This window comes from Undibacterium sp. GrIS 1.2, assembly GCF_040544435.1.
In the GTDB taxonomy this organism is placed as follows: domain Bacteria; phylum Pseudomonadota; class Gammaproteobacteria; order Burkholderiales; family Burkholderiaceae_D; genus Undibacterium.
Window position 1 is genome coordinate 21,591 of sequence record NZ_JBEONP010000033.1, and the last position, 13,732, is coordinate 35,322.

The 13,732-nt window shown below is 47.0% G+C and carries 10 protein-coding genes and 1 riboswitch; of the genes, 9 read left to right on the forward strand and 1 reads right to left on the reverse strand.

Annotated features, from left to right (window positions below; translation table 11 throughout):
* Positions 1–280: 280 nt before the first annotated feature.
* The 8 genes from AAKU61_RS14685 (at position 281) to AAKU61_RS14720 (ending at position 11,308) form a co-directional block, all read left to right on the forward strand.
* Positions 281–2,476 (forward strand): diguanylate cyclase, encoded by a 2,196-nt coding sequence (locus tag AAKU61_RS14685; protein WP_354333391.1) that lies wholly within the window; start codon positions 281–283, stop codon positions 2,474–2,476.
* A gap of 146 nt (positions 2,477–2,622) precedes the next feature.
* Positions 2,623–2,726, forward strand: a riboswitch (TPP riboswitch).
* 90 nt (positions 2,727–2,816) lie between these two features.
* On the forward strand, positions 2,817–4,730 hold the full coding sequence (thiC, locus tag AAKU61_RS14690; protein ID WP_354333393.1) for a phosphomethylpyrimidine synthase ThiC: 1,914 nt from the start codon (positions 2,817–2,819) through the stop codon (positions 4,728–4,730).
* Positions 4,731–4,739: 9 nt separating this feature from the next.
* Complete coding sequence (thiS, locus tag AAKU61_RS14695; RefSeq protein WP_354333395.1) at positions 4,740–4,943, forward strand: sulfur carrier protein ThiS; 204 nt, start codon at positions 4,740–4,742, stop codon at positions 4,941–4,943.
* A gap of 83 nt (positions 4,944–5,026) precedes the next feature.
* Positions 5,027–5,818, forward strand: a complete 792-nt coding sequence (locus AAKU61_RS14700; protein ID WP_354333397.1) for a thiazole synthase — start codon at positions 5,027–5,029, stop codon at positions 5,816–5,818.
* Entirely contained in the window at positions 5,815–6,711 is an 897-nt protein-coding gene (thiD, locus tag AAKU61_RS14705) for a bifunctional hydroxymethylpyrimidine kinase/phosphomethylpyrimidine kinase (RefSeq protein ID WP_354333399.1), read from the forward strand. The genes AAKU61_RS14700 and thiD overlap by 4 nt, the downstream gene beginning before the upstream one ends.
* Positions 6,712–6,725: 14 nt before the next feature.
* On the forward strand, positions 6,726–7,352 hold the full coding sequence (gene thiE / locus AAKU61_RS14710; RefSeq protein ID WP_354333401.1) for a thiamine phosphate synthase: 627 nt from the start codon (positions 6,726–6,728) through the stop codon (positions 7,350–7,352).
* Positions 7,353–7,690: 338 nt separating this feature from the next.
* Positions 7,691–9,979: a UvrD-helicase domain-containing protein gene (locus tag AAKU61_RS14715; protein ID WP_354333403.1), complete on the forward strand. Its 2,289-nt coding sequence runs from the start codon at positions 7,691–7,693 to the stop codon at positions 9,977–9,979.
* A gap of 51 nt (positions 9,980–10,030) precedes the next feature.
* Positions 10,031–11,308: a putative Na+/H+ antiporter gene (locus tag AAKU61_RS14720; protein ID WP_354333405.1), complete on the forward strand. Its 1,278-nt coding sequence runs from the start codon at positions 10,031–10,033 to the stop codon at positions 11,306–11,308.
* A gap of 83 nt (positions 11,309–11,391) precedes the next feature.
* Here AAKU61_RS14720 and coq7 read toward each other — a convergent pair whose 3' ends face one another.
* A complete protein-coding gene (coq7, locus tag AAKU61_RS14725) occupies positions 11,392–12,018 on the reverse strand; it encodes a 2-polyprenyl-3-methyl-6-methoxy-1,4-benzoquinone monooxygenase (protein ID WP_354333407.1) in 627 nt (208 codons plus the stop codon).
* Between the two features lie 354 nt (positions 12,019–12,372).
* Here coq7 and AAKU61_RS14730 point away from each other — a divergent pair, with 354 nt between their 5' ends.
* The gene (locus AAKU61_RS14730; protein ID WP_354333409.1) at positions 12,373–13,416 is read left to right on the forward strand and encodes a porin; all 1,044 of its coding nucleotides are present in this window, start codon (positions 12,373–12,375) and stop codon (positions 13,414–13,416) included.
* Positions 13,417–13,732 lie beyond the last annotated feature (316 nt).

Consider the following 13,732-nt stretch of genomic DNA (forward strand, 5'->3'; position numbering starts at 1 on the left):
TGCCTTATAAGTACCAGAGTAGCGGGATTTTTTGTATTGACATCAGCTTAATTTAGCTTGATTTTTAATATACTCCCCATTATTTTTATGGAAAATAGCGATTTGTCTAGACTTTATATGGACAGTCTAAATATACATCTCCTGAGTATATTAATATCTTAACTGGATCAAGCCTGCGACCGTAGTCAAATCCGTCCGCAATCATGCTTTGTGGTCTGCTTGCATCGCAGCATGGGTATTCGCTCAGAATGCCGAAGAAAGCGTCAATTAAAATGCTAGCATGTCATTGATTTTAAAAATCAAATTGGTTCGTCAGAGCCAGTTGCCGTCCGCAAGCAAAGCTATATCCTCATTTTTAGAAGTTCCTAATAACGAAGAAGCATTTCTGTATGAGCGTATGTTTGACAATAAACTGATACTGCATTGTTCCCGCGCCGTTGTTCTGTTGCTGGCTCTTGGCCTGACAGCGGCGTCCGCACGCGCTGATGAGGCTGCAGATTTGGCGCAGATTGATCAGATTCAGATTCTTGGTGATACCGACAATGCCAATGCATTAAAGCAGTTGCAAAGCTTTCAAGAAAAACTCCCGGCCGATGCCAGTTATCAAGTCAAATTAAAAGCGCTCAAACTGATGATTGGCTTGCTGTACGACGCTGGTAAGGCGAGTTCCGCGAAAAAGGTGAATGCAGCCTTAATGGCTTTGGCAGTCAAAGAGGGTGATCAGCGTTCTATTAATTTTGCCAAGGTCAATCAGGCGTTTGATGAGATTGATGATGGACATCCCGAGCAAAGTATTGCCAAGCTGACCGAGGTTCAGGATGCAATTAAAGCTTCGTCCGATCCGGAGCTAAAAATGCGTATCAGCAGTGCGTTTGGCGCGGTGTATGCATCGACCGGACGGTTTGAACTTGCACTGTCTTATTATCTGGATGCACTTAAACTCACGGATCTGCAACCACGCCGGCAAGCGCATGCCAGGTTGTATCACCTGGACTCGATCAGTCGCCTGTACACCACGATGAAAAATCCAGAGAAGGCGCTGGCGACTGTAGATGAAGCCTTGGCGATTTCTTCAGCAACCACCGATCTGAAAAGTTTAGCCTCTCTGACCATGGTGCAGGGTGTTGCTTATGCTCAGTTAGACCGCAACAAAGATGCGCTCAGTTCTTTTCAAAAGACACTCAATATCGCGCGTGATGCTGGCATCCCAGCGGTAGAAATTAGCGCCCTCGGTAATATCGCCGATCAATATCTGATCATGCATAATTTTGTTGAGGCTGAGCATACTGCCAAGATCGCCTATGAAAAAGCCGATGCAATTCACGATGAGTATTTAAAGCAGCTGGCTAATGTCAACTGGGGGTTTGCACTCGGTGGACAAGGCAAGATTGCACAAGGCGCAGAAAAAATAAATAGCGTGATCGCCTACTTTGAAAGTATCGATTCCAAAACCAATGTGGAGGGTATTTTGGGCGAGCTTGGCCTCATGTATGAGCACGCTGGTATGTACAAAGAAGCAGTAGCGACCATGCATAAGAAAGAGACGCTGAGCGATGATTTATTCAAAGCAGAAAGTGCCAAGGCTGTCGCCACTTTGCAAGAGACATTTAATGCCGATAAGCGGCAAAAGCAGATCGAATTATTAGGCCGTGATAACCAGTTAAAAGATGCCGATATAAAAAATCGTCGGCTGCAACAAGTCATCACCTTGCTCGGTGCCATGCTGACGGTGATGGCTGGAGTATTTATTTTCTTGTTGTACCGCCGCGTCAGAAAAACGAATGCAAAATTGGTCGAAGCGAATTTGCAATTAGAGTTCCATGCAGTGCGTGATCCTTTGACCGGACTCTATAACCGTCGCTCGTTTTTAGAGATGATGAGAAATCGGGCTCTTAATAGTGAGAGAGAGCGGCGCGAAAACGACAGTGATAATCCCGATTGTCTGCTCTTATTGGACATCGATCATTTCAAACAAATTAATGATACTTGGGGTCATGCGATCGGCGACAGTGTATTGATGGAAGTTGCCCATCGCTTGAAAAAAACGGTGCGCGATACGGATATGGTATTGCGTTGGGGTGGTGAAGAATTTTTGATTTATTCACCTAAATCCAATCCTGCTCAATTGAAAAAATTAGTCGAGCGCGTGCTGTCTTCTATTGGCGAAAATCCGATTCAGGTTGGTGAGAATGCCATCCCTCTTACCGTTACGGCGGGCTTTATTTCATTGCCATTTTCAGGCATTCCAGAAGAAGTTTGTAGCTGGGAAAAAGCCATGCAAATGGCGGATATGGCTTTATATCTGGGCAAAGCGCACGGGCGCAATCGCGCATATGGACTGGCACGTTTGCTGGTGCCGCACGAACAGGCAATGCCGATTCTGGATCATGATTTGTCCGCGGCGATCAGCGCTAATATGGTGGAATTAATCGAAGTCATCGGGCCGGTAAAGCGCAAAGAAATCAATACGAATTAAAAAAATCAAACGATCTGTTAACAGAAAGTCGTTATAATGCGGCTAGTTTTTGAGATGCTTTTGAAGCTACAAGATGCAATAATTTTTTAAACAAGTATCGCAACTAGTATCTGAATAAACGTAACTGAACACACGCAACTGAATAAGAGAAATGCTAGGGGTCCTGCCAGCAATAACACGCTGACGGGTGAGAAATACCCTTGAACCTGATCTGGATAATGCCAGCGAAGGGAAGCAAATTAGTGCCGCACGGGGCTACTCAAACCCTCATCATCTTCACCGTGCGCACCTCAAGCCTCCCACGCTGCCACCAACAATGTGCACGTTAATGGGAGCAAAAATGAACGCCAATCCACAATTTCTATCCGCTACCGCAGTAGTCGATCAAGCCGCAATCCAGCCGTTACCAAATTCCCGCAAAATTTACATTCAAGGCAGTCGTCCTGATATTCGTGTGCCTATGCGCCAGATCAGTCAGTCCGATACGCCAGCGATGTTTGGTTCCGAAAAAAACCCACCGATTTATGTCTATGACACCTCAGGACCTTACTCTGACCCAGAGGTCAAAATCGACATCCGATCCGGCCTTGCCTCGGTACGTGGTGCATGGATTGCAGAGCGCAATGACACGGAAGAGTTGTCCGGCCCATCCTCCGATTACGGGATCGAAAGACTCAACGATCCTAAGCTGGCAGAGCTGCGTTTTAATCTCAAGCGTAAGCCACGCCGTGCTTTAGCCGGAAAAAATGTCACTCAGATGCACTACGCAAGACTGGGCATCATCACGCCCGAGATGGAGTACATTGCGATCCGCGAGAATCTACAACGTCAGGAATATCTCGCTAATCTGAAAGCCTCTGGCCCTATGGGTAACAAACTGGCTGAGGTCATGGGTCGTCAGCATCCGGGGCAATCTTTCGGTGCGTCAATCCCGGATCTGATTACACCAGAATTTGTGCGTTCAGAAATTGCTCGTGGCCGCGCCATTATTCCCGCCAACATCAATCATCCAGAAGTTGAGCCTATGATTATCGGGCGTAATTTTTTAGTCAAAATTAATGCCAATATCGGCAACTCTGCAGTGACTTCCAGCATTGGTGAAGAAGTCGAAAAAATGACATGGGCAATTCGCTGGGGTGGCGACAACGTGATGGATTTGTCCACTGGCAAACACATACATGAGACGCGGGAATGGATCATCCGCAACTCACCGGTACCAATCGGTACCGTCCCGATTTATCAGGCTTTGGAGAAGGTCAATGGCAAGGCCGAAGATCTGACTTGGGAGATTTTCCGCGACACATTGATCGAGCAGGCGGAGCAGGGCGTGGATTACTTCACCATTCATGCAGGCGTGCGTTTGCAATATGTGCCGATGACGGTAAAACGGATGACCGGTATCGTTTCTCGCGGCGGATCGATCATGGCGAAATGGTGTCTGGCGCATCATAAAGAGAGCTTCTTGTATGAGCATTTTGAAGACATCTGCGAGATCATGAAAGCCTATGACGTGTCATTTAGTCTGGGTGACGGCCTGCGCCCAGGCTCGATTTACGATGCCAATGATGAAGCGCAATTAGGCGAATTAAAAACTCTGGGTGAGCTGACCACTATCGCTTGGAAGCATGATGTGCAAGTCATGATCGAAGGCCCTGGTCATGTGCCTATGCATCTCATCAAAGAGAATATGGATTTGCAGTTAGAGCAATGTCACGAAGCGCCTTTTTATACGCTGGGACCACTCACGACCGACATTGCACCGGGTTACGATCACATCACTTCTGGTATCGGTGCCGCACAAATTGGCTGGTATGGTACGGCGATGCTGTGCTACGTCACGCCAAAAGAACACTTGGGTTTGCCGAATAAAGTCGACGTCAAAGACGGCATCATTACTTACAAAATTGCCGCTCATGCAGCCGATCTGGCGAAGGGACATCCGGGTGCGCAAATCCGCGATAACGCTTTGTCTAAAGCCCGCTTTGAATTCCGTTGGGATGATCAGTTCAATATCGGACTTGATCCCGATAAGGCGCGTGAATTCCATGATGAGACGCTACCTAAGGATTCTGCCAAAGTCGCCCATTTCTGTTCAATGTGCGGTCCCCATTTTTGCTCAATGAAGATCACGCAAGAAGTTCGCGATTACGCCGCCAAACAAGGTATTACCGAGATCGCTGCGTTGAAACAAGGGATGGAAGTGAAGGCAATTGAGTTCGTTAAGTCCGGTGCAGAAATCTACAGAAAACAATAAGCCCTTGCCATGACTCATATCGTATTGAATGGTGAACCCTATCAGCTCAGTGAGGAAAAAACGCTGGAGGAATTGATCGTGACGCTGAACTTGTCGGGGCAGGCGATTGCTGTCGCCGTGAACCGCCAGATTGTCGCTCGCACGGAATGGACTAGCCATTACTTGCAGCTGCAAGACAAGGTCGATGTGGTGCGTGCCATCGGCGGCGGTTGATGTGATACCTCATTTTCTTCGTCCAGTTCAGTGCGCGAGGTGCGCCCCTAAAAAATAGATGAAATTCACGAAAAGGAATTTTTATGCAAAAAGAACACACACCCAGTCTGATCATCGCTGGCAAAACTTACCGTTCGCGTTTGCTAGTTGGTAGCGGCAAGTACAAAGATTTAGAGCAGACACGGCTGGCGACTGAGGCCAGTGGCGCGGAGATCATTACGGTAGCCATCCGTCGGGTCAACATCGGGCAAGATCCTAATGCACCTAGCTTATTGGATGCGGTGCCACCGAGTAAATACACGATCTTGCCAAATTCTGCCGGTTGTTATAACGCGGAAGATGCGGTGTACACCTTGCAATTGGGACGTGAATTATTGGGTGGCCACAAGCTGTGCAAGCTGGAGGTATTGGGAGATGAAAAGACCTTATTTCCCAATATGCCAGAAACCTTGAAAGCGGCCCAAATCTTGGTCAAAGACGGCTTTGATGTGATGGTGTATTGCAGCGATGATCCGATTCAGGCAAAGATGTTAGAAGACATCGGTTGTGTTGCGATCATGCCTTTAGCATCCTTGATTGGGTCGGGTATGGGGATACTCAATCCCTGGAATTTATCGCTGATTATTCAGCAAGCTACTGTGCCGGTGTTGGTTGATGCTGGCGTTGGTACCGCCTCTGATGCTGCGATTGCCATGGAGTTGGGTTGCGATGGTGTCTTGATGAACACGGCGATTGCTGGTGCGCATGATCCAGTCCGGATGGCCCGTGCGATGGGCTTGGCCGTGGAGGCGGGACGTGAGGCATTTTTGGCAGGACGTATTCCGAAAAAATTTGTAGCCTCGGCATCCTCGCCGTTGGCAGGTCGGGTGGTATGACATCGGTGGCATCGGTGGCATCAGTGGCATTAGTGAAGATGATAAAAAATTCATTGGAGAATAAATCTGCCAATCAATCCGACAATGTTGCTACCAGTCCGAAAACAAGACAGCGACCTTGCGTACTAGTTTTTGCCGGACACGATCCCAGTGGTGGCGCTGGCATACAGGCTGATAGCGAAGCGATTGCAGCGCAGGGCGCACATGCCTTGACGATCATCACCGCCTTGACCGTGCAAGACAACGACCGTGTATTTGCGGTGCATGCGGTCAATGCGGACATTATCCGGCATCAAGTCCGAGTTTTGCTTAAGCAATGCAAAATTGCGGCTATCAAAATTGGGATTGTCGCGCATCGTGTTAATGCAGAATGTATCGCAGAGTTGGTGGCTGAAATCGTACAAAGTCGGCCGGGCATGTCAGATATTCCAGTCGTGTTAGACCCAGTTTTGGCCAGCGGGCATGGCGACACCTTGTTGCTAGGCGATGCGCCGGAGCAGGTCATCCAGCCGCTATTGAAAGTCGCCACTCTGATCACACCCAACTTGCCGGAAGCGCAGCGTCTGTGCCCTGCAACTGGCGACCTAGTCCAACAAGCGCGGCAACTATTGCAATTTGCTTGCCGTGATGTATTCATCAAAGGTGGTCATGGTACCGGGACGCAAGTTAACAATCATTGGTTCGCCGATGGACATCATCAGCAATGGCAATGGGATCGATTGCCTGCCAGCTACCACGGAAGTGGCTGCACGCTGGCATCCGCGATTGCGGGGCAACTCGCTGCAGGCGCACCAATGGCAGAAGCATTAGAGAATGCGCAGCGCTACACCCAAGACAGTCTGGCGCAAGCGTATGCGATCGCACCGGGGCAATTGATTCCTTGTCGTATCTAAAATAGAAAGAAAAAATGCCGACTCTTCCATCTCAGTTCGCAGGTTTATATCTGGTAACGCCCGATTGGGATGATACTGCCCGGCTGCTTGCCATTAGCGAACAAGCCATACAAGGTGGCGCTAAGTTGCTGCAATACCGGCATAAATTTGCGGATATCAAGTTACGCATGCAACAAGCTTGTGCTTTGCAAAGTCTGTGTCAGCGTTACGCCATTCCCTTCATCATTAACGACCATATTGAGTTGTGCCTTGCCTTGGATGCGGATGGAATACACGTTGGTGGCACCGATGCCAGCGTGGCAGAGGTACGCGCGCAAGTTGGCGCAGATAAAATCGTGGGTGCTTCTTGCTATGGCGATTTGCACCTCGCACATGCAGCACAACAAGCAGGCGCAAGCTACGTGACGTTTGGCGGTTTTTACCCATCGCGGGTGAAACAATATCCGGTGACCACGCCCGCTAGCATCATCGCTGAAGCTAACACCACAGTTGCTTTGCCCAACGTGGTAATCGGCGGGATGACGGTGGACAACGCCAGACCGCTGGTGCAGGCGGGAGCCAACATGGTCGCAGCGATCAGCAGCATTTATCTGTCAGACGACCCAAAAGCCGCTGCAAAGGCATTTGCTGCTCTCTTCTGAATAAATATACTCCTGGTAGGTATGTTTAGATTGTCCATAGAATCATTGGACAATAAGCTTATTTTAATAAAAATAATGGGGAGTATATGCAATTTACCGATGTTGATCGATGTATAGGAGTTCTTTTAGGTGATTATCAGGGCGAGCTTCTAAAAGCCATTTAATCGAGATACAGCGCTAAGCAGGATTGATTACTTGGACGTAGCAATACGTCGACATAGCAATACGCTGGCGCGGCTATGTTGTGCAGCAATACAATGTGCTTGAGGCTTTTGATGCTCTTTGGTAGTGAGGGTTTTTAGAAGTTCGCCAGCGTGTTACTCCCGTATAATCATGGGATGCAAAATCTTCTCCATAATCTGAATCCAGAACAGCTCGCCGCTGTCACTTTACCTTCTCAATCGGCTCTGATTTTAGCGGGCGCTGGCTCTGGTAAAACTCGCGTCCTGACCACCCGGATTGCCTGGTTAATCCAAACCGGACAAGTATCACCGCAAGGGATTCTGGCAGTCACGTTCACCAATAAAGCCTCCAAAGAAATGTTGTTGCGCTTGTCGGCGATGTTGCCGATCAATACGCGCGGCTTGTGGATAGGTACTTTCCACGGCTTATGCAATCGCTTGCTGCGCGCCCATCATCGTGATGCCAGCTTGCCGCAGACGTTTCAGATTCTGGATTCATCGGACCAGCTCTCGTTTATCAAGCGTTTGCTGAAAGCGAACAACGTTGACGATGAGAAGTTCCCGCCGCGTACCTTGATGTACTTTATTAATAGCGCAAAAGATCAGGGTTTGCGGGCCGCAGCGGTGGATGCTTATGATGATTTCAACCGCAAAATGGTGGCGTTATATGAGCTCTATGATGCGCAATGTCAGCGTGAGGGCGTCGTCGATTTTGCAGAATTATTATTGCGTACTTATGAGCTGCTTAGCCGCAATCAGCCTCTGCGTGAGCATTATCAAGCTCGCTTTAAACATATCTTGGTTGACGAGTTTCAGGATACCAATGACCTACAATATAAATGGTTAAAGCTGATGTCGGGGCAAGGCAATCAACACAGCGGCGCCGTGTTTGCAGTCGGCGACGATGATCAAAGTATCTATGCCTTCCGCGGTGCCAACGTCGGCAATATGTCCTCGTTTGAGCAAGAATTTAAAGTCGAAAATATTATTAAGCTGGAGCAGAATTATCGCTCGCATGGCCATATTCTGGATACGGCAAATACCCTGATCGCCAATAACAGCAAGCGCCTTGGTAAAAATTTGCGTACCGACGCAGGTCATGGCGAACCTGTGCGCATATATGAAGCCAGCAGCGATATCCAGGAAGCGCAATGGATTATTGAGGAAGCCAAGAACCTGATAAGAGAAGGTTCGTTGCGTAGCGAAATCGCGATCCTGTATCGCTCCAATGCGCAATCACGAGTAATTGAACATGCTTTGTTCACAGCGAATTTGCCGTACAAAGTGTATGGCGGTCAGCGCTATTTTGAGCGTGCCGAGATTAAGCATGCGATTGCGTATTTGCAGTTGATGGATAACCCGCACAATGATTCTGCTTTTTTGCGTGTAGTCAATTTCCCGGCGCGCGGGATTGGCGCACGCTCCTTAGAACAGCTGCAAGATTCAGCCAAACAATATGGCATTTCGCTATACGCGGCGGTACCTTATGTCGCTGGCAAAGCTGGCACATCGCTGGGCAATTTTGTAAAATTGATTGAGGGCGCTCGTTTTGAAACCCAGCGTTTGCCTTTGCCAGAAATGGTCAAAATTGTCCTCGATTTGAGTAGTCTGATGACGCATTATCAGAACGAGAAAGAAGGCGCTGACCGTATCGAAAACTTGGAGCAGTTAGTCAATGCGGCGACGCTGTTTATTTCCGAAGAGGGTTTTGGTTCGGATGCCCCGGCTTTGTTAGGGCCTGCGTCTCAAGCGGCGGTCGGCTTGGTTACGATTGCCGATGGGGTCGAGATTATTGATGCAGACGCTGCCTTGCCCACAGTGATGTCGCCGTTGTCAGCATTTTTATCGCATGCGTCTTTGGAGGCGGGCGACAATCAGGCGCAGGTGGGACAAGATGCTTTGCAACTGATGACGGTACATTCTGCTAAAGGTTTAGAATTTGATGCAGTCTTCATCACTGGTTTAGAAGAGGGTTTGTTCCCGCATGAGAATAGCGCGAAGGAAGATTCTGGCGTTGAAGAAGAACGGCGTCTGATGTATGTCGCGATCACGCGGGCACGCAAGCGCCTGTATGTTAGCTTCTCGCAGACCCGCATGCTGCATGGACAGACACGCTACAACATGCGCTCACGATTTTTTGATGAGATGCCAGAAGAATCGATCAAATGGCTGTCGCCAAAAATCCAGCCAAGCTGGTTTGGTAATAAAAAGTCTGCCTGGGATGAAGAACCATCAGCAGGGGCAAATCATATTGCACAGAATTTTAATAAAACTAGCAGCAAGCTCGGCTGGCGCATCGGCGAAACGGTGATGCATGCCAAGTTTGGCGAGGGCGTGATTGTGAATATTGAAGGTGGCGGCAGTAATGCCAGGGCGCATATCAATTTTGGACGGCAAGGCATGAAGTTGCTGGACTTGAGTATCGCGAAATTGGATAAAGTGTAAAAAACGACTTTGCTCTATCAACCCGAATACATTTAAAAAGCTTAATTAAATATGGATAACACGCAATTAATTAACTATGTAGGCGCGGCGATTTTTGGATTGGCGGTGTTACATACATTCTCTACCAAGCATTTTTTACATCTGGCTCACACGAGTAAAAATCATGCTGGTTTATGGCATTTGCTGGGTGAAGTAGAAGTTGTCTTTGGTTTTTGGGCGTTGGTGTTGGTTGGCTGTATTGCTGTACTGGATCATCAGAAAGCAGCCATCAGTTATTTAGAAAGCCAAAATTTTACTGAGCCGCTATTTGTCTTCGTGATACTGACGATTGCAGGGACAAAACCTATTTTGCAATCGGTGCAGAACTTAGTCAGCCGTATCGCGGCGATACTGCCGGTGAATCCAGCCGTTAGCGCTTATTTTTTATGCTTGAGTCTGGTGCCTTTGCTGGGTTCTCTGATCACTGAGCCTGCTGCTATGACCTTGGCGGCCTTAATGTTGCGTGACCGTTTTTATACGAAAGATATTTCTCAAAAGTTAAAGTACGCGACGCTGGGTGTTTTGTTTGTGAATATTTCTATTGGCGGTGTGTTGACTCCTTTCGCTGCACCGCCAGTATTAATGGTGGCAGAAAAATGGGGTTGGGATATCAGTTTTATGTCTAGCGTATTTGGTTGGAAAGCGGCGATTGCTGTGTTGATTAATGCGCTCATCATAACGATGGTTTTTCGCAAACAATTGATGGCGATTAAGCTTGCGGTGGTTGGTAATGCATCTACCAATGCCACTCATGCGCCTGTACCATTTGCTGTTGTATTGGTTCATTATTTATTTTTAGGCGCGACCGTTGTGTTTGCGCATTATCCTGCGGTCTTTATGGGATTGTTTTTGTTTTTCTTGGGCTTTACTGAGGCATATCAACGTTATCAGGACAAGCTGATGCTGCGCGAGGGTTTACTCGTGGCATTCTTTTTAGCTGGTTTGGTTGTATTGGGTGGAAAGCAGCAATGGTGGTTGCAACCGATACTGGCGGGTATGGATTCCACCGTTTTATTTTTTGGCTCTATGGGTTTAACGGCGATTACTGATAATGCGGCGCTGACTTATTTGGGGTCGTTGGTATCTGGCTTATCTGATGGTGCTAAATATGCGCTAGTCGCCGGTGCAGTGACGGGTGGCGGTCTGACTGTGATTGCTAATGCGCCTAATCCAGCCGGGTTTGCGATTTTGAAGGAGTGTTTTGATGAGCAGGCAATTAGCCCGCTAGGCCTGATGATCTCTGCTCTGATACCAACCGCAGTGGCGGCTGCTTGTTTTTTGATGTTGTGATTTTTTAGAATATTAAGGCAACGTTTTGTTCATTTTATGAGTAACGTCGCCGATATTTAAACATCACAAGTAGTCACGAATCATCACAGATAGTATGCAGTCGTTGTCATGACCTTAGACATACCCTTCATTAAGAACTGGAACGGTAGCGGCAGCGCAGAAGCCCCAAGCGCGTTAGCCGCCGCACCGTGGGCAATTTCGTCCAGACGCATTTGTTCTACGATGGCTTTTGATTTTTTATCATCGGATGGAAGCTTGTCCAGATGACTTGCCAAATGCGCTTCGACCTGCTTCTCTGTCTCCACCACAAACCCCAAGCTAATTGCATCGCCACAATGGGCAGCAATCGTGCCGCAGGCATAGGCACCGGCGTACCAAACCGGATTTAGAAAACTGGTGTGTGAGTTTAAGTCAGCCAGCCTTTGTGCAGTCCAGGCCAGATGGTCTTCTTCCTCTTTGCCAGAATGAGTGAATGCCTGTTTGATATCTTTAGACTGTGTAACTCGTCCTTGCGCATCATATAAAGCCTGCGCGCATACCTCACCCACATGATTGACACGCATTAGTCCTACGCTGTGCTTACAGTCTTGTTCGCTTAATACTGTGTCATCTAAATCTTGTCCGGGTTGCGCGCGTGAAGCATGTGCCTGACCACTGACAACACGCAGAGCGCGATCGAAACCGATGATAAATTTATCTATATCCAACATGTGCTTCGCCTTTTTTGTTCAATACGTCTTTTTTAATCTAGTTATTTTTATTTGTTGATGCGTATTGTAAACCTCTGCTTTGTATTGTGCTTTGCACATACAGATCCATAATTGACCTAAAAGTTGAGTCTTTTATATGTTAAAAAAACTTCGTTGTTGTGAAGGCGCCACATTAAATTTGTTTAAACACGACCGTTCGCAAATTCTCTTTGCCCAATTTGGCTTAATTTGTTTCAATATGTACAGATTCTAAGACGAAAGGTGTTGAGGCCAAAGTAAAGCCGAGGCAACCTAAAATTAAACTGGTAGAGATCAGTAACCTTTATAAAACCAAAAATTTTGGAGACACACTAAATGAAAAAAACGCTTATAGCATTTGCAGTTCTCAGCGCATTTGCAGCTACTGCTTCGGCACAATCATCCGTAACGGTTTATGGTTCTATTGATGCAGGTATTCGCAGCGTAACAAACGTTGATGCTGCTGGTAACAGTAGAATCACTATGGGTTCAAACGGTACTTACAACTCCAATCGCTTGGGTTTTAAAGGCGTTGAAGATTTGGGCGGCGGTATGAATGCTCACTTCGTATTGGAGTCTGGCTTTAACACGGCAACAGGTAGCTTGGACAGCGCAGGCGTTATGTTTAACCGCTCCGCTTTTGTTGGTGTAACAGGTGATTTCGGTAATATCGATTTAGGCCGTCAATACTCTTTAGCTTTTAAAACTATTGGTACTTATGAGCCGTTTAGCTATAAATTCCCTGCTATTACGTCCCCAGTAGCTGGTGTCGCATTGTTCTTCCCACCGACTTTCAGTGGCGGTGGTGCAACTCGTTTCAATAACGACATCCAGTACACAGCGATACTCAGTGGTGTAAAACTGAGCGCTGAATATGCTTTGGGCGAAGTTGCTGGTGATACTAGCCGTAATACTGTCAAGTCGATCGCTGCATCTTACGCGACTGGCCCGGTAAATTTTGGCGGTACTTACATGTCTACTAATATCCTTGGGTTTATCAACAAATACTATACCGTTGGTGCTGGGTACAAGGGCGATGGATGGCGTGTTACTGCTGGCTTTGTTAAAGAAAAGCAAGAAACTGAAGTGAAAATTGATCGGGATCAAAAATCTTACTGGGCTGGAGTGAACTACAACATCAGTCCACAAATTGAATTGACTGGCGCATATTATGTTACGGATGCAACTATCCCAACATCTGCGACAACGACTGTCGATTCATCTCGTAAAAATCTAGTTGTTGCTGCTACTTATGCATTATCAAAGCGCACTAACTTTTATGTGGAAGCTGATTCTAGAAAATTGAGTGGTCCTATATTTCAAATCGGTACACAAACTAAACAGACAGGTTTATCTGTAGGTATCACACATCTGTTTTAATAAATAAACAATGAATTACATCAAAAAAATTGCTTAATCAGTACGCTTGGGGAGTCTTATTCAATAAGACTCCTTTTGTTTTGGCATTGACTACGGCGAAGCTATATGCGGCTTAATTATTGTTAATTAATTAATTTTCCGTTGTTTATTAACGACGTTTGCCGTTTTGCACCCTGATAAAAGCTGATTTGGCTTTGCTGTCCGCCTTTAATTTTGGTCAAATACGTTAACTTCTTTGTAGCTGTAATAAAATTTTTGAAGTATTAGCTAGTTTGCATTATTTAAATGATTAATTTAATAATATAAAGTTGGCTTG

Bases quoted from the DNA above. Each gene is read 5' to 3' on its own strand.
- AAKU61_RS14685 (WP_354333391.1), top strand. From the start codon at position 281: ATGTCATTGATTTTAAAAATCAAATTGGTTCGTCAGAGCCAGTTGCCG.
- thiC (WP_354333393.1), top strand. From the start codon at position 2,817: ATGAACGCCAATCCACAATTTCTATCCGCTACCGCAGTAGTCGATCAA.
- thiS (WP_354333395.1), top strand. From the start codon at position 4,740: ATGACTCATATCGTATTGAATGGTGAACCCTATCAGCTCAGTGAGGAA.
- AAKU61_RS14700 (WP_354333397.1), top strand. From the start codon at position 5,027: ATGCAAAAAGAACACACACCCAGTCTGATCATCGCTGGCAAAACTTAC.
- thiD (WP_354333399.1), top strand. From the start codon at position 5,815: ATGACATCGGTGGCATCGGTGGCATCAGTGGCATTAGTGAAGATGATA.
- thiE (WP_354333401.1), top strand. From the start codon at position 6,726: ATGCCGACTCTTCCATCTCAGTTCGCAGGTTTATATCTGGTAACGCCC.
- AAKU61_RS14715 (WP_354333403.1), top strand. From the start codon at position 7,691: ATGCAAAATCTTCTCCATAATCTGAATCCAGAACAGCTCGCCGCTGTC.
- AAKU61_RS14720 (WP_354333405.1), top strand. From the start codon at position 10,031: ATGGATAACACGCAATTAATTAACTATGTAGGCGCGGCGATTTTTGGA.
- coq7 (WP_354333407.1), bottom strand. From the start codon at position 12,018: ATGTTGGATATAGATAAATTTATCATCGGTTTCGATCGCGCTCTGCGT.
- AAKU61_RS14730 (WP_354333409.1), top strand. From the start codon at position 12,373: ATGAAAAAAACGCTTATAGCATTTGCAGTTCTCAGCGCATTTGCAGCT.